The organism is Bradyrhizobium jicamae (assembly GCF_001440395.1).
Taxonomy (GTDB): Bacteria; Pseudomonadota; Alphaproteobacteria; order Rhizobiales; family Xanthobacteraceae; genus Bradyrhizobium; species Bradyrhizobium jicamae.
The window spans coordinates 1-17710 of the sequence record NZ_LLXZ01000178.1 but is presented as its reverse complement, the minus strand read 5'-3'; the positions used below and the strand labels follow the sequence as shown (position 1 = coordinate 17710).

Here is a 17710-nt window from a genome sequence, read left to right as displayed (position 1 = left end):
GCAGACGGGGCTCGAGAATGACGTACCTTTCGGTTCTGACGACGGATCTGTTAAATCTTGGTAAAGTCGAGATGGCGACATGCATTTCCATGACGCCGTCAAAATCGTTCGAATGAGGTAGCATTCCCTGCCTTTCGACCCGATATTGATTTGAGAAATGTTCCGCGCCGTGAATGAGGATCGAGTGACCCAGCCTTCATCCAGCAAGACTGCCCTGCCCGCACCAACGGCGCCGCGCCGTCCGCACACCTTCACCACCCATGGCATCGCGGTGACGGACGACTACGCTTGGCTGAAGGACGCCAGATGGCAGGAAGTGCTGCGCGACCCCTCCATTCTTGATCCTGATATCCGGAAATACCTGGAAGCCGAGAACGACTACACCGAGAGTTTGCTCGGCCACACTTCCGGCCTGCAGAAGCAACTGGTGGCGGAGATGCGCGGCCGAATCAAGGAAGACGATTCCAGCGTTCCTTCGCCAGACGGACCCTACGCTTATTTCCGGAAGTTTCGCGAGGGCGGACAGCACGAGCTGTGCGCGCGCATCGCGCGTGACGGCGGCAACGAGCAGATCGTTCTCGACGGCGACGCGCTCGCAAAGGACCACGAATATTTCAAATTCGGCGGCACCCGCCATTCCCCCGATCACAGGCTGGAGGCGTGGAGCGCCGACACCAAGGGCTCGGAATATTTCTCTATCAGGGTGCGCGACTGGGCTGATGGCACCGACCGCGACGACCTGATCGAGGAGACCGACGGCGGCATCGTCTGGGCCACGGACAGCTTGAGCTTCTTCTACGTCAAGCTCGACGACAATCACCGGCCGATGCAGGTGTGGCGGCACAGGCTCGGCACAAAGCAGTCCGACGATACGCTTGTTTATGAAGAGCAGGATTCCGGCTGGTTCACCCATCTGCATGAAAGCTCCTCCGGCCGCTTTTGCGTGATCGCCGGTGGTGACCACGAGACCTCGGAACAACAGCTGATCGATCTCGCCAACCCCGACGCGCCGCCGCGCCTCGTCGCCGCGCGCGAGGAAGGCGTGCAATATTCGATCGCCGACCGCGGCGAGGAACTGTTCATCCTCACCAATGCGGACAACGCCATCGACTTCAAGGTCGTCACCGCGCCGCTCGCCGCGCCCGAACGCGCCAACTGGCGCGACCTGATTCCGTATCGCGAGGGCGTTTACGTGCTCGACGTCGAGCTCTATGCCGGCCACATGGTGCGGCTGGAGCGCGCCAACGCGCTGCCCGCGATCATCATCCGGGATCTCAGAACCGGAGAAGAGCACGCCATTGCCTTCGACGAGGCCGCCTACTCGCTCGACACCATGGGCAGCTACGAGTTCGAGACCACGAACCTGCGGTTCTCCTATTCGTCGATGACGACGCCGGCGGAGGTCTATGATTACGACATGGCGACGCGGGCGCGGAGCTTGCGCAAGCGGCAGGAAATTCCGTCGGGCCACAACCCGGCCGACTACGTCACCACGCGCATCATGGCAACTTCGCATGACGGCGCGCAGGTGCCGGTCTCGATCCTTCATCGGAAAGACCTTGTGCGCGACGGCAGCGCGCCGCTGTTGCTGTATGGCTACGGCTCCTACGGCATGGCGATGCCGGCTTCGTTTTCGGCTAACCGGCTGTCGCTGGTCGATCGCGGCTTTGTCTACGCGATCGGGCACATCCGCGGCGGCGCGGACAAGGGCTGGGGCTGGTATCTCGACGGCAAGCGCGAGAAGAAGACCAACTCGTTCGACGATTTCGCGGCCGCAGGCCGCGCGCTGATCGAGGCAAAGTACACGAGCGCGAAACGCATCGTCGGCCATGGCGGCAGCGCCGGTGGCATGCTGATGGGTGCGGTCGCCAATCGGTCAGGCGAGTTGTTCGCCGGCATCGTCGCCGAAGTGCCGTTCGTCGACGTGCTGAATACGATGCTCGACGACACGCTGCCGCTGACGCCGCCGGAATGGCCGGAATGGGGAAACCCGATCGAGAGCGAAAAGGATTTTCGCACCATCCTGTCCTATTCGCCTTACGACAATCTCGCGGCGAAGGACTATCCGGCGATCCTGGCGATGGGCGGATTGACCGATCCGCGCGTCACCTATTGGGAGCCGGCGAAATGGATCGCCCGGCTGCGCCCGACGATGTCGGGCGGCGGCCCGGTGCTGCTGCGCACCAACATGGGCGCGGGCCATGGCGGCGCGTCGGGGCGTTTCAACCGGCTCGATGAAGTCGCAATCGCCTATGCGTTCGCGCTGTGGGCGGTGGGACTGGCGGAGAGCGCGGAGGTCTGAATTGAATCCAATGGACTGAGGATTATCTGGGTACGATCAGACGGGACTTCTTTTAGGCATGACGGCGCGTGGCTGGCCACGCGCCCATAGCGACAACACCTGAATCACGGCATCGTGTAGGCCGTCTTCACCGTCGTATAAAATTCGGCGGCATAGCGGCCCTGCTCGCGGGCGCCGAAGCTGGAGCCTTTTCGGCCACCGAACGGCACGTGGTAATCGACGCCGGCGATCGGCAGATTGACCATCACCATGCCGGCTTCGGAATTGCGCTTGTAGTCGCTGGCGTATTTCAGGCTGGTGGTGCAGATGCCGGATGACAGACCGAAATCGGTGTCGTTCGCGGTCGCCAGCGCTTCGGCATAATCCTTGACCCGGATGACCGCGGCCACCGGCCCAAAGATCTCCTCGCGCGCGATCCGCATCTTGTTGCTCACATCGGTGAACAACGCTGGCTGCAGGTAGAAGCCGGGCGCCTCGCGGTTGAGCCGCTCGCCGCCAAAGGCGAGCTTGGCGCCTTCGTCCTTGCCGATGCTGATATATTTGAGATCCTGATCGAGCTGGCTCTGATCGACGACGGGGCCGATATCGGTACCGGCCTTCACCGCGTCATCGACCTTCAGGCCGCGCATCCGCTCGGTCAGGGCCTCGACGAATTTGTCGTGAATGCCTGCGGTGACGATCAGCCGCGAGGCGGCGGTGCAGCGCTGGCCGGTGGAAAAGAACGCGCTGTTGGCGGCGCATTCCACGGCGACCTTCAGATCCGCGTCATCGAGCACGACCAGCGGATTCTTACCGCCCATTTCGAGCTGAAACTTCTTCATCGGCCGCGAGGCGATGCAGGCCGCAGCCACCTTCTGGCCGGTGGCCACCGAGCCGGTGAAGCTGATCGCGGCAACGTCGGGATGCTCAAGCAGGACCGCGCCGACTTCCGAGCCGCGCCCGATCACGAGATTGAGCACGCCCTTGGGCAGGCCGGCGCGATGCAGGATATCGACCAGCGCCCAGGTCGAGCCCGGAACAAGATCTGCGGGCTTGACCACCACGGTATTGCCATAGGCCAAAGCCGGGGCGATCTTCCAGGCCGGAATGGCGATCGGGAAATTCCACGGCGTGATCAGGCCGACAACGCCCAGCGCTTCGCGGGTAATCTCGATGTCGATGCCGGGGCGCACGGAAGCGAGTTTCTCACCGGCCATCCGCAGGCATTCGCCGGCAAAGAACGCAAAGATCTGGCCGGCGCGCGCGACTTCGCCGACGCCTTCCGGCAGCGTCTTGCCTTCCTCGCGCGACAACAGCCGGCCCAGTTCGTCCTTGCGGGCCAGGATTTCGTCCGATGCCTTTTTCAGGATGTCGTAGCGCGCTTGCGGCGTCGATCGCGACCATGCCGGAAACGCCGCTTTGGCAGCCGCAATCGCAGCCTCGGCTTGCGCACGCGTGCCGCGCACGGCTTCGCCGACGATGTCCTTGGTATCGGATGGATTGACGTTTGGCGCGCGAGCGCCATCGGACAACCATTCGCCGTCGATCAGATTGTTGAACATCAGCATGGTGGTCTCTCCACTGTTACATCGTTTTTGCATCCCGCGTCCGGGAATAGAGGGCTATCGTCCGTTGGCCTTGCGCCAAGCAGCAAAATCCTTCGGCGTCTGCTCGTCTGTTGCGGGATAGAGGCCGAGGATCGAGCGACCCTTGCGCACCTCCTCCGTAACAAAATCCTCGAACGCGGTCATCTCGACCGCTTCGTCGGCGATCTCGTCGGCGAGGTGCGCAGGGATCACGATCACGCCGTCGCTGTCGCCGAGGATGACGTCGCCGGGAAATACCGGCGCGTCGCCGCAGCCGATCGGCACGTTGATCTCGATTGCCTGATGCAGCGTCAGATTGGTCGGTGCGCTGGGCCGGTGGTGATAGGCGGGGAAGCCGAGGGCGGCGATTTCAGACGAGTCGCGAAAGCCGCCATCGGTGATGACGCCGGCGCAGCCGCGCTGCATCAGCCGCGTCACCAGGATGGCGCCGGCAGACGCCGCGCGCGCGTCCTTGCGGCTGTCCATGACCAGCACCGCGCCGGGCGGGCAATCCTCGATCGCCTTGCGCTGCGGGTGGCCGCGATCACGGAACACGTCGATCTTGTTGAGATCCTCGCGCGCCGGCATGTAGCGCAGCGTAAAGGCCTCGCCGACCAGCACCGGCTGGTTCGGGCCGATGGGATGCACGTCCTGGATCATCTGGATGCGGAAGCCGCGCTTGAACAAGGCGGTGGCGACGGTGGCGGTGGAGACGGTCTTGAGTTTGTTGCGGGTGGCGTCGCTCAGTTTTGTCATTTGTCTTTATCCTGTTTGTCCGTCATTCCGGGGCGATGCGTTAGCATCGAACCCGGAATCTCGAGGTTCTCAGGTGCGCAGTTGCGCACCATAGTTCGCTTCGCGCCCCCGGAACGACAATGGCTTAAACCGCCCCGTGCGATTCCACATAGAGCGCGTAGACCGAGTGGCAGCTCGTCATGTAGAGGCGGTTGTTCTTCGGGCCGCCGAAGGTGAGGTTGGCGCAGCGTTCCGGCAGGCGGATGTGGGCGAGCGGCTTGCCGGCGGGGCTGAATACCATCACGCCGTCGAGGTCTTCCGACTTGCCTCTGAGCTGGAACACCTTTCGGCCGCCGACCTCGGTCGGCTCGGACTGCAGCGCGCCGTTGGAGCCCCAGCCGCACCACAGATTGCCGTCGCGGTCGACGCGAAAACCGTCGATCGCGCCCTGATCGGCGGCGTCGATCAGCTTGGTCTTGTTGCCGACCGTACCGTCATCATTGACGTCAAAGCTCCAGATGCTGCGGTTCGGCGTGCCCTTCCACTCCACGACGTAGAGCTTTTTCTCGTCGGGCGAGAAGGCGAGGCCGTTGGGATTGAAGATATCGGTGATAACAGCGGTAAGCTTGCCATCCTTGGTCAGGCGGTAGACGTTGGTGGTAGCCTGCTCGGGCTTCTCCTTCTTGCCTTCCCACTCGCCGTTGATGCCGAACAGGGGATCGGTGAACCAGATGGTGTCGTCGGATTTCACCACGATGTCGTTCGGCGCGTTCAGCCGCTTGCCCTCGAATTTGTCGGCCAGCACCGTAATCTTGCCGTCCTTCTCGGTGCGGGTGACGCGACGGGTGACCGAGTGCTCGCAGGTGACGAGCCGGCCGTGGCGGTCGCGCGCATTGCCATTGGCGTAATTGGCGTTGGCGCGGAAGACCGAGGTCTGGTTGGTCTTCTCGTCGAACTTCATGATGCGGTTGTTGGGAATGTCGGAGAACAGGAGATAGCCGCCCTCGGGGAAGTAGGCGGGACCTTCGGCCCAGCGCATGCCGGTCGCGACCTGCTCGACGGTCGAGGAATAGATCCGGTATTTCGTAAAACTCGGATCGAGGATCTGCACGGCGGGGTCGGGATAGCGCTGGTTCGGCGTGAACGGGAACGATTGCGCGGAGGCAGTGCGCGCGAGAAGCGTGGAAGCCGCAGCGGCACCGGCTCCTGCGAGCAGGTTGCGTCTCGTCATGGTCATTGGTGGTCCTCCCCTGTGATGCTTTTTGTTTGGCAGTCATTCCGGGGCGATGCGCCAGCATCGAACCCGGAACGACGGTTCTCAATAAATCGACGGCTCGCTGACCGGGGCTCCGAACCCGGTCTCCAGAAAATCGAAATCGCAGCCTTCATTGGCCTGCTTGATGTGGCGCGTGAACATCCAGCCATAGCCGCGCTCGTAGCGCGGCTCCGGCGCTTTCCACTCGGCGCGACGCTTGGCCAGTTCCGCCTCCGGCACATCGAGGTTGATGGTGCGGGCGTTGACGTCGAGCGTGATCTTGTCCCCGGTGCGCACCAGCGCCAGCGGGCCGCCGACATAGGATTCCGGCGAGACGTGCAGGATGCAGGCGCCGTAGCTGGTGCCGCTCATGCGCGCATCCGACAGCCGCACCATATCGCGCACGCCCTGCTTCACCAGTTTTGTGGGGATCGGCAACATGCCCCATTCCGGCATACCGGGGCCGCCCTGCGGGCCGGCGTTGCGCAGGATCAGCACATGGTCGGCAGTGACATCCAGGTTCGGATCATCGATCGCCTTCTTCATCGAGGGATAATCGTCGAACACCAGCGCAGGCCCGGTGTGCTTGAGGAAGCGCGGCTCACAGGCGCTCGGCTTGATGACGCAGCCATCGGGCGCGAGATTGCCCTTGAGCACAGCCAGCGCGCCCTCAGCATAGATCGGATCCTTCACCGTGCGAATGACGTCGTCATTATAGACCTCGGCGCGGGCGATGTTGTCGCCAAGCGTCTGCCCGGTGACGGTCATGACGTCGAGATGCAGATGCTCCCTGATGCGGCTCATCAGGCCGGGCAGGCCGCCGGCGTAGAAGAAATCCTCCATCAGATATTTGTCGCCGCTCGGCCGCACATTGGCGATCACGGGCACCTTGCGGCTCGCCTTCTCGAAATCGTCGAGCCCGATGTCCTGACCGGCGCGGCGCGCCTGCGCGATCAGATGGATGATCGCATTGGTCGAGCAGCCCATCGCCATCGCGACGGTGATCGCGTTCTCGAACGCCTTTCGGGTCTGAATCTTCTCCGGCGTCAGGTCTTCCCACACCATCTCGACAATGCGGCGGCCGCATTCCGAGGCCATGCGGATGTGGCCGGCATCGGCGGCGGGGATCGAGGACGCGCCCGGCAGCGTCATGCCGATCGATTCCGCAATCGCCGTCATGGTGGACGCCGTGCCCATGGTCATGCAGGTGCCGTAGCTGCGGGCGATCCCGGCTTCGACGTCGACCCAATCCTTGTCGGAAATTTTTCCCGCGCGCCGCTCGTCCCAGTATTTCCAGGCGTCGGAGCCCGAGCCCAGCGTCTTGCCCTTCCAGTTGCCGCGCAGCATGGGTCCGGCGGGAAGATAGATCGTCGGCAGGTTCATGCTGGTGGCCCCCAGCAGCAGCCCCGGCGTGGTCTTGTCGCAGCCGCCCATCAACACGACGCCGTCGACGGGATGACCGCGCAGCAACTCCTCGGCGTCCATCGCCAGCATGTTGCGATAGAGCATGGTGGTCGGCTTCAGGAACGATTCCGACAGCGACAGCGCCGGTAATTCCATCGGGAAACCGCCCGCCATCAGGATGCCACGCTTGACGTCGTCGACGCGGCTCTTGAAGTGCATGTGGCAGGGCTGCGCGTCCGACCAGGTGTTGAGGATCGCAATGACCGGCCGACCCTTCCACTCTTCCGGCGCGTAGCCCATCTGCATCGCGCGCGATCTGTGGCCGAAGGCGCGGAGATCGTCGGGCGCGAACCAGCGGGCGCTGCGGAGGTCGGCGGGCTTCTTCTTGCTGCTCATGATTGCGTGCCCCATTTCTGGACGGTGTTGCGCTCGATCGTGCGGAAGATCAGGTTCTCGACAATCAAGCCGATCACGATCACCGTCAACAGGCCGGCGAACACCGCAGGGATGTCCAGGAGATTGCGGTTCTCGAAGATAAACCAGCCGAGACCGCCCTGCCCCGACGACACACCGAACACCAGTTCGGCGGCGATCAGCGTGCGCCAGGCGAATGCCCAGCCGATCTTCAATCCGGTCAGGATCGAGGCGAACGCCGCGGGAATCAGGATGCGGAACACATAGGGAAGCCCGCGCAGGCCGTAGTTGCGGCCGACCATGCGCAGCGTGTTCGACACGCTCTTGAATCCCGAATGGGTGTTGAGCGCGACCGGCCACAACACCGAATGGATCAGCACGAAGACAAGGCTGCCGTTGCCGAGACCGAACCAGATCAGCGCCAGCGGCAACAGCGCGATCGCCGGCAGCGGATTGAACATCGCGGTGATGGTTTCGAGGAAATCCGTACCGATCCGGGTCGAGATCGCGAGGATGGTGAAGATCGCCGCCAGCGCGATGCCGGCGGCATAGCCCATGAACAGGACCTTCAGCGACGCCCAGGCACGCAGGGGAATAGTGCCGTCGCGCACCTTCTCGAACATGGTGACGATGGTGTCGTGGAAGGTCGGAAACAGCAGCGGATTGTCGAGGATGGTGCCGTAGGTTTCCCACGCCGCGGCGAGAAAGATGATGATCAGGGATTTGCGGACGAAGCCGTCGTTCCACAAGAGTTCCAGCACCGTCAGCTTGCGCTCGACTTCGGCCGGCACCGCCGCCGTCAGATCGGCGGCATCGCGCAGCAGGATTCTTGCCTCACCCATCGCGCGCTCCCTTCAATGTGCCGTAGCGTTGTCGGCGAACAGCAGATCGTGGATCTGCTTTTCCAGCCGCGCCGCGCTGCCGTCCTCGCCGTTGACCTTATCGACGTCGATCACCTCGGCCTTGATCCGGCCGGGATGCGGCGACAGCAGCAGGATGCGGTTGCCGATCTTGATCGCCTCCGCGATCGAATGCGTCACGAACAGAACGGTGAACTTGGTTTCCGCCCAGAGCTGCAGCAATTCGTCCTGGCAGGTGCGCCGCGTCAGCGCGTCGAGCGCGGCGAACGGCTCGTCCATCAGCAGGATATCCGGCTCCATCGCCATGCCGCGCGCGATCGCCACACGCTGCTTCATGCCGCCCGACAGCGTGTGCGGATAGGCATCGACCACGCGGGTGAGGCTGACTTTCTCGATATAGGCCCGCGCCCGCATCTCCGCGTCCTTGCGCGGCAGTTTTCGCGTCATCAAGAGCGGAAACATCACGTTTTCCAGCACCGTCTTCCACGGCAGCAGCTGGTCGAACTCCTGGAAGATCATCATGCGGTCGGCGCCGGGCTCGGATATTTCGCGGCCCGAAATCCGCATCTTGCCTTCGCTCGGTTTCATGTAGCCGCCGACCGCTTTCAACAGCGTCGACTTGCCGCAACCGGAGGGGCCGAGCAGCACGAAGCGATCGGAACGATCGACCGTGAAGCTGACCCGCTCGGTCGCGGTCACCACCGCGCTCGAAGTCTTGTAGCGCAGCGTTACGTCACTGACATCGAGAAGCGCAGTCATGGCGATCAATTGCCCTTCAGGTCGTGCGCGACCGGCAGGTAGTAGTCGGTCCACGCCTTGGGCATGGTCTTGAGCGTGCCGACCTTGGACAGATGGGCGGCGAATTTCATGGTGCCCTGCGGCTGCAGGTTCCACTCCATCATGCCGGGCTCCTTCAGCCACGCCAGCAAATCCTCGACGCTGGTCTTGTCGCCGGTGACCTCCTTGTAGATCTCGACGGCGGCCTTGGTGTCGCTGCGGATCAAATCCTGCGCTTCCTTGGTGGCGTCGCGCACCGCCTGCACGATCTTCGGATTGGCGTCGGCGAATTTGGTCGTGGTGAAGAACTGCGCCTGGCTGAGCGGGCCGCCCATCACGTCGGGCGAGGACAGCACCACATGCGCGCCGGGCACGTTCTTCAGTTCGAGGAAGGTGAACGGCGGGATCGCAAAATGATTGCGTACCTCATGCTGGGCGTTGGTCATGGCGACGTAGGCGTCGGGGTGGCCGAGTTGCACGGTATTGGCGTCGAGCTTCGACCACTGGTCGGCGCCGAACGCTTCGGCGGCTGCGATCTGCAGCACGATCGCCTGGGTCGAGACCTTGACTGTCGGCACCGCGATCTTGTCGTTCGGGCCGAAATCCTTGATCGACTTGATGTGCGGATCGCGGCTGATCAGCGTCATCGGCTGCGCGGAGGTGGCGACGATGCCCTTGACGCCGCCGCGGGTGCGGTCCCAGAGCAGCAGCAAATTGCCGGTTCCGGTATTGAGGATGTCGACGCTGCCGGCGAGCAGCGCATCGGTCTGCGCGCCGCCGCCGCTCAGGTTGATCCATTTGGTGGTGACGCCGGGAACGCCGAGAGAGGCCGCATGCTTCTCGATCAGCTTGTGCTTTTCCATGATGTGCGAGGGCATGTAGAAAATGCCCGGCTGCCGCGACAGCGAAATCTCCGATTTCGGCTGCGCCACGGCCTGCGAGCCCGGCAGCATCATGGCAAGAGCCATAGCGGCGCCCGCGCAGGCGCTCCACATCCTGTTTTTCATTGTGCATCTCCTCCGGTCTATCGTTGACGCTGTTGGGGGAGATGCACTAATGTATTAGTGCATTTGTGGCAAGCCCCTTCTGAAACGACCGGTTCGAATGGCACCATCGCAAGTCGCTCCCCGCCGCGTTACCCCGCGTTCCGTCGACCGGCTCGACCGCGACCGTCAGGCGGCGCCGCAGGTGTTCGAGCGCCTGCGCGGCATGATCATTTCACTGGAATTGCCGCCGGGATCGCCGCTGTCGCGCGCAGCGCTGGCCGGGCAATTCGGCGTCAGCTCGACGCCGATTCGCGATGCGCTGATGCGACTAGAGGAGGAAGGGCTGGTCGACGTTTTCCCGCAATACGCCACCGTGGTCAGCCAGGTCGACGTACGGCTGGCGCAGCAGGCGCATTTCCTGCGCCAGGCGGTCGAGCTCGAAATCGTCCGCATGCTGGCACTGCGCCAAGACCTGGCTTTCGTCGCCGAACTCAACGCGACGATCGTCCGCCAGCAGCAATTCGCCAAGGCCGGCGACTTCGAAAAGTTCATGGCGGCCGACAACGAGTTCCACGCCCAGCTCTATGCCGCCACCGACAAGCAGGACATCTGGTCCTTGGTGCGCAGCCGCAGCGGACATATCGATCGCTTGCGCCGGATGCATCTGCCCTCCCCCGGCAAGGCGCAGGATATCGTGCGCCATCACAAGCTGATTGCGAAAGCGATCGAGAGCGGCAAACCCGACGAGGCGCAGAAGCACTTGCGCACCCATTTGTCGGGCACGCTCAGCGAACTCGCCCAGATTCGCGCGCGCTACCCCGAATATCTCAGCAATTGACGGGCAAGCGGCCTCGCCGCATGCATTCGCACCGACGCATGGCGCTCGCTGACAGCTGCGCCTGGCATCTTTCTGCCCGACAACATGGCATATCGGGAACTTTTTGACGGCGCGGGCCGGAACATCGCTGCCGGGGAACCAGTTGCAGCCATGCGGGGATTCAGCAAGACTCGAATCACCGTGCACATGATTCCAGCGGGGCCCGGAGAACTTTTGCTTTGGCACGAATTTTGGTCGTGGATGACGATGCGGCGGTCCAGATGACCATCCGCCTGCTGCTGGAGCGTGCCGGCCACAGCGTGGTCACGGCGAGCGACGGCCGCAAAGGTCTCACACTCTGTCAGACCGGAGACTTCGATCTGCTGTTCCTCGACATTTTTATGCCGGGAATGGACGGATTTGAAACCATGCGGATGGTCCGTCAGCATCGGCCGCAAATCCCGATCATCGTCATCTCCGGCCGGCCGCTCGCGTCGGAATCGGACACGGCCCCGGACTTCCTGACCATGGCGACCAAGCTCGGCGCGGTCTCCAGCCTGCAGAAGCCGTTCCGGCCCGCCGACCTCCTGGCAGCGGTCACGGGCTGCCTCGAGGCCGCCGGTCGGGACGTGCAGCCACGCCCTGTCGGCGGTGTTGCTTCCTCCCCATAATGCGCCATAGCATCGCTCCAGTCCGGCGATTTGACGGCCGGAGTGGGAGGGCGAACGAGCAGCGACATGACGCTCACAACCAGGCTTGCCATCGCGATGATTGCGTTGGTCGCGATCGCGGTTTCCGCGCTCGGATGGCTGAGCTATCGCAACCTGGAACAGGCGCTCCTGCTGCGCGCCCGCGACCGCATCGAGACGCATTCGCGGCAGCTTGCCACCGACCTCGAATATTACGCGGCCAGTGCGACCGGAGATGTTGCGAGCTTTCGTTCCGCAGCGGCGCTGCACGGATTGATCCGCGCCCGCAAATCGGGAGGCATAGATCCGGTCGATGGCGTCTCCGAAAAGACCTGGCGTGACCGCCTTGCCTCAGATTTCGCGGCCGAACTTGAAGCCAAGCCCGCCTATGCGATGCTTCGGATCATAGGCCTCGATGACGACGGCCGTGAGCTTGTCCGCGTCGATCGCGCGGGCCCGAACGACACAGTTCGGATCGTGCCCGAAGAGGGATTGCTGGCGAGAAGCAATCGCAGCTACTTCCCGGAAGCGACCCAGCTGGGCCCCGGACAAATCTACGTCTCATCGCTCGACCTGGGTCGCCGGAACGGATTGATCGAGGCCGTGCACAGGCCGACGCTTCGTATCGCGACGCCGATATTCACAGACGACGGCAAACGGTTCGGCATTTTCATGATCAATCTCGACATGCGGCGCGTGTTCGACCGTGTCCGGTCGTCGGTGTTGCCTGGCGAAACCGTATACCTCGTCAACAAGCAGGGCGACTATCTCATTCACCCGGATCGGTCACGCGAGTTCGGCTGGTTGCTCGGCAAGCCGAACAACTGGAAGGTCGATTTCCCGCATCTGGCCTCGCAGGCCGGGGCCACACAAGGCAGCGCGGACATCGTTCCGGATCAAGCCGCACAGCCGGGCGGAATATCCCTCGCGCCTGCCCTGCTGGCCGGGGTCGAATGGGTTGGCGTCATTGAAACGACGCCTAACTCCGTCATCATGGCGCCGGCCGCGAGCATCAGGAACGCTTCCCTTCTCGTCGGCGGCATTGCGATGTCGGGCGCGGTCGTGCTGGCCCTGCTGGTCGCGCGATCGCTGACCCGCCCGATCGTCCAGTTGACCGAAGCCGTGCAGGGCGTGGCCAGCAACAAGAGGATCGCCATTCCGGTCGAAGCACGCGGCGAGACCGGCGTACTTGCGCGCGCGTTTGCGCAGGCGATCGACGAAGTGAACGCAAAGACCGCTGCCCTCGAACGGGAGGTACAGGAGCATCGCCGCACCATCGCCGCGCGCGACCATCATGCCGAGCGGGAGCGGCTGTTCAGCGCTGCGGTCGAATCGTCCAACGACGCCATCATCACCACGTCGCTCGACGGCACCATCACCGGCTGGAACTCGGCGGCGGAGCGACTGTTCGGCTACAGCGCGGCGGAAGCCACCGGCAAGAACCTCACGCTGCTGGTGCCCGTCGATCGGCTGCCCGAGATCCATGACACGTTGCGACGGATCGGCTGGGGCGAGCGCATCGAGCACAATGAAACGGTGCGCCTGCACAAGGACGGAAGACGCATCGAAGTCTCGCTCAGCATTTCCCCGATCAAGTCGCCCTCGGGGGCGATTATCGGCATCTCGAAGGTGGTGCGCGACATCACCGAAGCCAACGCGACCAGGCAGGCACTGCGGCAACAGACCGAAGAGCTTCGCCGTGTCTTCGAGACCTCGCAGGATCTGATCATGGTGATGGATTCTCGAGGGCGTCTGGTTCAGATCAGCCCGAGCTGCGAGGCGATATTGGGTTACCGGCCGGAGGAAATGATCGGCCGCAGCGGGGAAGATTTCATTCATCCCGACCATCTCGAGAACTCGCGGCGGGAAATGCGCGATGCGCGGCGTGGCAAGCGTCCGAAGCTTTCCGACACCCGCTGCTTTCACAAGAATGGACAGGCGATCTGGCTGTCATGGCTCGGAACATGGTCCGAGCCGGTCAAGCGCTTTTTCTTCGTCGGCCGCGACATGACAGAGAGCCGGCTGGCGCAGGAGGCCCTGCGCGAAAGCGAGCAACTTGCCCGCGGCATCGTCGACACGGCACTCGATGCCTTCGTCCAGATCGACGAGAAGGGCCTCATCCGGGACTGGAACGCGCAGGCCGAGAATATCTTCGGCTGGCCGCGCGATGAAGCATTCGGGAAGAACGTGTTCAACCTGATGGGCCAGCCGGACGGGCAAGGTCCCCTGAAGAAAGCCCTGCAAGCCTTCCTGCTTTCCGGCAACGATGTGGTCCGTCAGCCCCGACGCGAACTTCAGGTCAGGCGGAGGGACGGCAAGGAGATCACGGTGGAGCTGAGCCTCGCCGCGCTGAGGACGCGCGGCGGCTTCGTATTCAACGCATTCGTCCGCGATCTCACCGACAAGATCGCCGCCGAAGACAGGATCCGGCAGGCCGAGAAGATGGAGGCGATGGGACAGCTCACCGGCGGCATCGCGCACGACTTCAACAACATCCTGACGGTGATCACGGGAACGATCGAAATTCTCGCGGACGCCGTCAAGGGTGAGCCGCAGCTTGCCGCCATTACGCGAATGATCGACGAGGCGGCCTCGCGCGGCGCCGACCTCACCCAGCACCTGCTCGCCTTCGCGCGCAAGCAGCCGCTCGAGCCGAAGGTAACCGACGTCAACACGCTGATCATCGACACCGCGAAACTGCTGCAGCGAACGCTCGGCGAGCACGTCGAGATCGAATCCGTGTTCGAGGACGAGACGTGTCCAGCGATCGTCGATCCCAATCAGCTCGCAACCGCCATCCTCAATCTGGCCCTCAACGCCCGCGACGCCATGCCCGATGGCGGCAAGCTGATCATCGAGACCGGCTTCGTCGTGCTCGACGAGAATTATGCAAGGATGCACAGCGACGTCCGGCCGGGCCGCTACGCCATGATCGCGGTGAGCGATACCGGCACCGGCATCCCGGCCACGATGCTCGACAAGGTCTTCACTCCGTTCTTCACCTCGAAGGGCCCCGGCAAGGGCACCGGCCTCGGGCTCAGCATGGTGTACGGCTTCGTCAAGCAATCGGCCGGCCACATCATGATCTACAGCGAACAAGGCCATGGCACGACCATCAAGATGTACCTGCCGCCGGCCATGGGCACCTTGCCGGCGGCCGAAGCAACGCTGGCGCCGGCCGTCGTGGGCGGCCACGAGACGATTCTCGTGGTGGAAGACGACAAACTGGTGCGCGACTATGTGCTGGCACAACTGCACTCGCTCGGTTACGTCACGCTGGATGCGGCGAACGCGACCGAAGCTCTCGCGCTCGTCCACACCGGCCACGCCTTCGACCTTCTGTTCACCGACGTGATCATGCCCGGCATGAACGGCCGCCAGCTCGCCGACGAGATAATGAAGGTGAGGCCCGAGCTGAAGGTATTGTTCACGTCGGGCTATACCGAGAACGCCATCATTCATCACGGCCGGCTGGATGAAGGCGTGCTGCTGCTCGCCAAACCGTATCGGAAATCCGACATGGCGATCATGATCCGCAAGGCTCTCGCCGATTGAACGCCGCCCGCGCAGATCTGCGCCGGATACAGCGGTCTGTCTGCGATCAGGCCACTGCGCCCGTGATCAAATCTGGCCCTGGCGCTGGGTGGTCATCACGATGCGGACCAGATCGGCGGCATTCCGCGCGCCGAGCTTCTTCATGATATTGGCGCGATGATCCTCGATCGTGCGCGGGCTGATCCCGAGATGCCGTCCCGCTTCCTTGTTGGAAGCGCCGGCGGTGAACTGCTCCAGCACCTCGCGCTCGCGCCGCGTGAGCGGTTCGCGTCCCGGAAAATGCAGGCTCGCAATGCGAGAGGGGACGTTTTGTGCCTGCCGGCGGGCGTAGGCCTCGATCGCCTCATCGAGCCTTGCCACGATTTCGCTGCCACGAAACGGCTTCTCGATGAAATCCAGCGCGCCGTTCTTGATGGCGCTGACCGCCATGGCGATATCGCCCTGCCCTGAGATCATGAAGATCGGCGCAGGGTAGTCCTCGCCATGCAGCTCTCTCAGAATATCGAGACCGGACTTACCGGGGATATGCACATCGAGCAGGATGCAGGCTGGCGTTCGCGTTCGTGCAATCGCCAGCAGTGCAGCGCCGTCGGCGAAACAGATGACCTGATAGCCGCCTGCCGTCAGAACCATCGAAAGCGTGTCGCGAACGGCAGGGTCGTCATCGACTACGAAAATCTCCCCGCGGGAGGGGGCCTTCTCAGCCATGTTCCATCGTCCATGCGTGGTTGAATGTGACTCACACTCGGATAACGGTATTCAACTCCATACCGGACCGTATTTGTACGGGACCACGGCTTAACGCACAAGTAGCAACGCACGCCTAAAAAAGTAACTAAGGAGTGCACTCATGCAGAACGCGACAGGCGACGGCATCGCACAGGCGCCCCACGACCCGGATGCCGCCTGCCGCGGCGTGGTTTCGGACCTTGTCGGCCTGATCGAGCACATCCAGCGCAGCCTGCGGCTGATCGAACACACGATCGCCAGGGATACATCGCCCGGCAGTCCCGAGAGTTCCATCGACCTCATCGTCCTCGACGATATATCTCCCCGCTTCACGAAAGCGGCTGCCGCGGTGCAGGCCTGCGACGTCAATCTTGGCATCGCCCTGCGTTCCCTGCTCGGCTCCGGCGCGGACGATCCACGCGCCGCCAGCCTGCCGGCGCTTGCAGTCGTCGGGGCGTAAGGCGACACGGCGCTGTCCTGCCATGTTCCCTCGCCGCAAATTTTCTCCCCACCTTTCCCGTGCCGTTACCCACCTGCTGCGATCGCTGCCTGGTGTCCGGCATGCCATCGGCGCACCGTCCGATCCGGATGCGGCCACGACGATGGAGAAGCTCGACGCGGCGCTCAACAATATGAGCCACGGCCTCTGCATGTTCGGGCCGGACAACCGCCTGCTGCTGTGGAACGATCGATATGTAAGAATGTACAGGCTGGCGCCCGACCGCCTGCGCGTCGGATGCACGCTCGATGAAATGCTCGAAGCGCGCAAGGCGGCGGGCACGGCCTATCGCGATCTCGGCCAATACGGATCGAAACTGCGCGCGGCGATCACAGCGCGCAGCGCCGACAATCTGATTGCCCATCTCGACGACGGCCGTATCATCAACGTTTCCTACCACCCGACGCAGAATGGCTGCTGGGTTTCGACCCACGAGGACATCACCGAGCGCGCGCAGAACGAGGCCAGGATCGCGCATCTGGCATTTCACGACCAGCTCACCGGCCTGCCGAACCGGGTGGCGTTCGACGAGCACATCGCAGGCCTTCTGCAGAATGCGGCCGGCCATCCCTCCTTTGCCGTGCTGTGCGTCGACCTCGACCAGTTCAAGGAAATCAACGACGTCTACGGCCACTCGACCGGCGACCGGTTCCTGGTGGAAGTCGGCCGCAGACTGGTGTCGGCTTGCAATGGATCGTTCCTGGCCCGGCTCGGGGCCGACGAATTCATCGTCGTTTCGCCTGACGGCCCGCAACCGGCGACGGCGCAAGCGCTGTGCGCCCGCATAGCCACCGCCCTCGATCAGCCGGTTTGCATCGATGGCCATGAGATCGAGGGCAACTTCACGATCGGCGCCAGCGTCTATCCCCACGACGGGGCCGACGCGGACACGCTGGCCGCCAATGCCGAGACCGCACTTTATCGCGCCAAGGCCGACCATCGCGGCAGCACGCGCTTTTTCGAGCCCGAGATTGGGCCGCCAGATCCGGGAAAAGCGCGCGCTGCAGCACGATATCGGCGCTGCACTCGCGAAGAACGAACTGGAATTGCATTTCCAGCCGCAGGCCCGTACGCGTCCGACGGGGGCCGTCTTGCGTGACGGATGGTAATTCGCGAAGCGTGT

14 protein-coding genes are annotated in these 17710 nt (G+C 63.3%); 6 read left to right on the top strand and 8 right to left on the bottom strand.

Annotation, left to right across the window (positions count from 1 at the left end; translation table 11 throughout):
• Window positions 1-184: 184 nt before the first annotated feature.
• On the top strand, window positions 185-2302 hold the full coding sequence (locus CQ12_RS30120; RefSeq protein ID WP_198164288.1) for a S9 family peptidase: 2118 nt from the start codon (window positions 185-187) through the stop codon (window positions 2300-2302).
• Window positions 2303-2406: 104 nt separating this feature from the next.
• Here CQ12_RS30120 and CQ12_RS30115 read toward each other — a convergent pair whose 3' ends face one another.
• From CQ12_RS30115 to CQ12_RS30085, 7 genes are all read right to left on the bottom strand, one after another.
• Window positions 2407-3849, bottom strand: a complete 1443-nt coding sequence (locus CQ12_RS30115) for an aldehyde dehydrogenase family protein (RefSeq protein ID WP_057838922.1) — start codon at window positions 3847-3849, stop codon at window positions 2407-2409.
• A gap of 54 nt (window positions 3850-3903) precedes the next feature.
• Window positions 3904-4623 carry a ribonuclease activity regulator RraA gene (locus CQ12_RS30110; RefSeq protein ID WP_057838921.1) on the bottom strand — a complete coding sequence of 240 codons (720 nt, stop codon included), beginning with the start codon at window positions 4621-4623 and terminating at the stop codon, window positions 3904-3906.
• A 124-nt stretch (window positions 4624-4747) separates the two neighbouring features.
• Window positions 4748-5839: an SMP-30/gluconolactonase/LRE family protein gene (locus CQ12_RS30105; RefSeq protein ID WP_057838920.1), complete on the bottom strand. Its 1092-nt coding sequence runs from the start codon at window positions 5837-5839 to the stop codon at window positions 4748-4750.
• 81 nt (window positions 5840-5920) lie between these two features.
• Window positions 5921-7657 (bottom strand): L-arabinonate dehydratase, encoded by a 1737-nt coding sequence (araD, locus tag CQ12_RS30100; RefSeq protein ID WP_057838919.1) that lies wholly within the window; start codon window positions 7655-7657, stop codon window positions 5921-5923.
• Window positions 7654-8517: an ABC transporter permease gene (locus CQ12_RS30095; RefSeq protein WP_057838918.1), complete on the bottom strand. Its 864-nt coding sequence runs from the start codon at window positions 8515-8517 to the stop codon at window positions 7654-7656. The genes araD and CQ12_RS30095 overlap by 4 nt, the downstream gene beginning before the upstream one ends.
• Window positions 8518-8529: 12 nt before the next feature.
• Window positions 8530-9294, bottom strand: coding sequence for an ABC transporter ATP-binding protein (locus tag CQ12_RS30090; RefSeq protein ID WP_057838917.1), 765 nt, complete (start codon window positions 9292-9294; stop codon window positions 8530-8532).
• A gap of 5 nt (window positions 9295-9299) precedes the next feature.
• Window positions 9300-10307: an ABC transporter substrate-binding protein gene (locus CQ12_RS30085; protein WP_057838916.1), complete on the bottom strand. Its 1008-nt coding sequence runs from the start codon at window positions 10305-10307 to the stop codon at window positions 9300-9302.
• Between the two features lie 109 nt (window positions 10308-10416).
• Here CQ12_RS30085 and CQ12_RS30080 point away from each other — a divergent pair, with 109 nt between their 5' ends.
• The 3 genes from CQ12_RS30080 to CQ12_RS30070 all read left to right on the top strand — a co-directional run bounded on the left by CQ12_RS30080 (window position 10417) and on the right by CQ12_RS30070 (window position 15359).
• Complete coding sequence (locus CQ12_RS30080) at window positions 10417-11136, top strand: GntR family transcriptional regulator (protein ID WP_057838915.1); 720 nt, start codon at window positions 10417-10419, stop codon at window positions 11134-11136.
• Window positions 11137-11354: 218 nt separating this feature from the next.
• Window positions 11355-11786: a response regulator gene (locus CQ12_RS30075; protein WP_057838914.1), complete on the top strand. Its 432-nt coding sequence runs from the start codon at window positions 11355-11357 to the stop codon at window positions 11784-11786.
• 66 nt (window positions 11787-11852) lie between these two features.
• A complete protein-coding gene (locus CQ12_RS30070; RefSeq protein WP_057838913.1) occupies window positions 11853-15359 on the top strand; it encodes a PAS domain S-box protein in 3507 nt (1168 codons plus the stop codon).
• A gap of 66 nt (window positions 15360-15425) precedes the next feature.
• On the opposite strand, the gene CQ12_RS30065 is transcribed toward CQ12_RS30070, so the two are convergent.
• Entirely contained in the window at window positions 15426-16067 is a 642-nt protein-coding gene (locus CQ12_RS30065) for a response regulator transcription factor (protein WP_057838912.1), read from the bottom strand.
• 142 nt (window positions 16068-16209) lie between these two features.
• Between CQ12_RS30065 and CQ12_RS30060 the strand changes: the two genes are divergently transcribed.
• Together CQ12_RS30060 and CQ12_RS30055 are read left to right on the top strand one after the other, a co-directional pair.
• Window positions 16210-16548, top strand: a complete 339-nt coding sequence (locus CQ12_RS30060) for a hypothetical protein (RefSeq protein ID WP_057838911.1) — start codon at window positions 16210-16212, stop codon at window positions 16546-16548.
• Window positions 16549-16570: 22 nt separating this feature from the next.
• A complete protein-coding gene (locus CQ12_RS30055; RefSeq protein ID WP_083519537.1) occupies window positions 16571-17686 on the top strand; it encodes a diguanylate cyclase domain-containing protein in 1116 nt (371 codons plus the stop codon).
• Window positions 17687-17710 lie beyond the last annotated feature (24 nt).

Bases quoted from the DNA above. Each gene is read 5' to 3' on its own strand.
- CQ12_RS30115 (WP_057838922.1), bottom strand. From the start codon at position 3,849: ATGCTGATGTTCAACAATCTGATCGACGGCGAATGGTTGTCCGATGGC.
- CQ12_RS30110 (WP_057838921.1), bottom strand. From the start codon at position 4,623: ATGACAAAACTGAGCGACGCCACCCGCAACAAACTCAAGACCGTCTCC.
- CQ12_RS30105 (WP_057838920.1), bottom strand. From the start codon at position 5,839: ATGACCATGACGAGACGCAACCTGCTCGCAGGAGCCGGTGCCGCTGCG.
- araD (WP_057838919.1), bottom strand. From the start codon at position 7,657: ATGAGCAGCAAGAAGAAGCCCGCCGACCTCCGCAGCGCCCGCTGGTTC.
- CQ12_RS30095 (WP_057838918.1), bottom strand. From the start codon at position 8,517: ATGGGTGAGGCAAGAATCCTGCTGCGCGATGCCGCCGATCTGACGGCG.
- CQ12_RS30090 (WP_057838917.1), bottom strand. From the start codon at position 9,294: ATGACTGCGCTTCTCGATGTCAGTGACGTAACGCTGCGCTACAAGACT.
- CQ12_RS30085 (WP_057838916.1), bottom strand. From the start codon at position 10,307: ATGTGGAGCGCCTGCGCGGGCGCCGCTATGGCTCTTGCCATGATGCTG.
- CQ12_RS30080 (WP_057838915.1), top strand. From the start codon at position 10,417: ATGGCACCATCGCAAGTCGCTCCCCGCCGCGTTACCCCGCGTTCCGTC.
- CQ12_RS30070 (WP_057838913.1), top strand. From the start codon at position 11,853: ATGACGCTCACAACCAGGCTTGCCATCGCGATGATTGCGTTGGTCGCG.
- CQ12_RS30065 (WP_057838912.1), bottom strand. From the start codon at position 16,067: ATGGCTGAGAAGGCCCCCTCCCGCGGGGAGATTTTCGTAGTCGATGAC.
- CQ12_RS30060 (WP_057838911.1), top strand. From the start codon at position 16,210: ATGCAGAACGCGACAGGCGACGGCATCGCACAGGCGCCCCACGACCCG.
- CQ12_RS30055 (WP_083519537.1), top strand. From the start codon at position 16,571: ATGTTCCCTCGCCGCAAATTTTCTCCCCACCTTTCCCGTGCCGTTACC.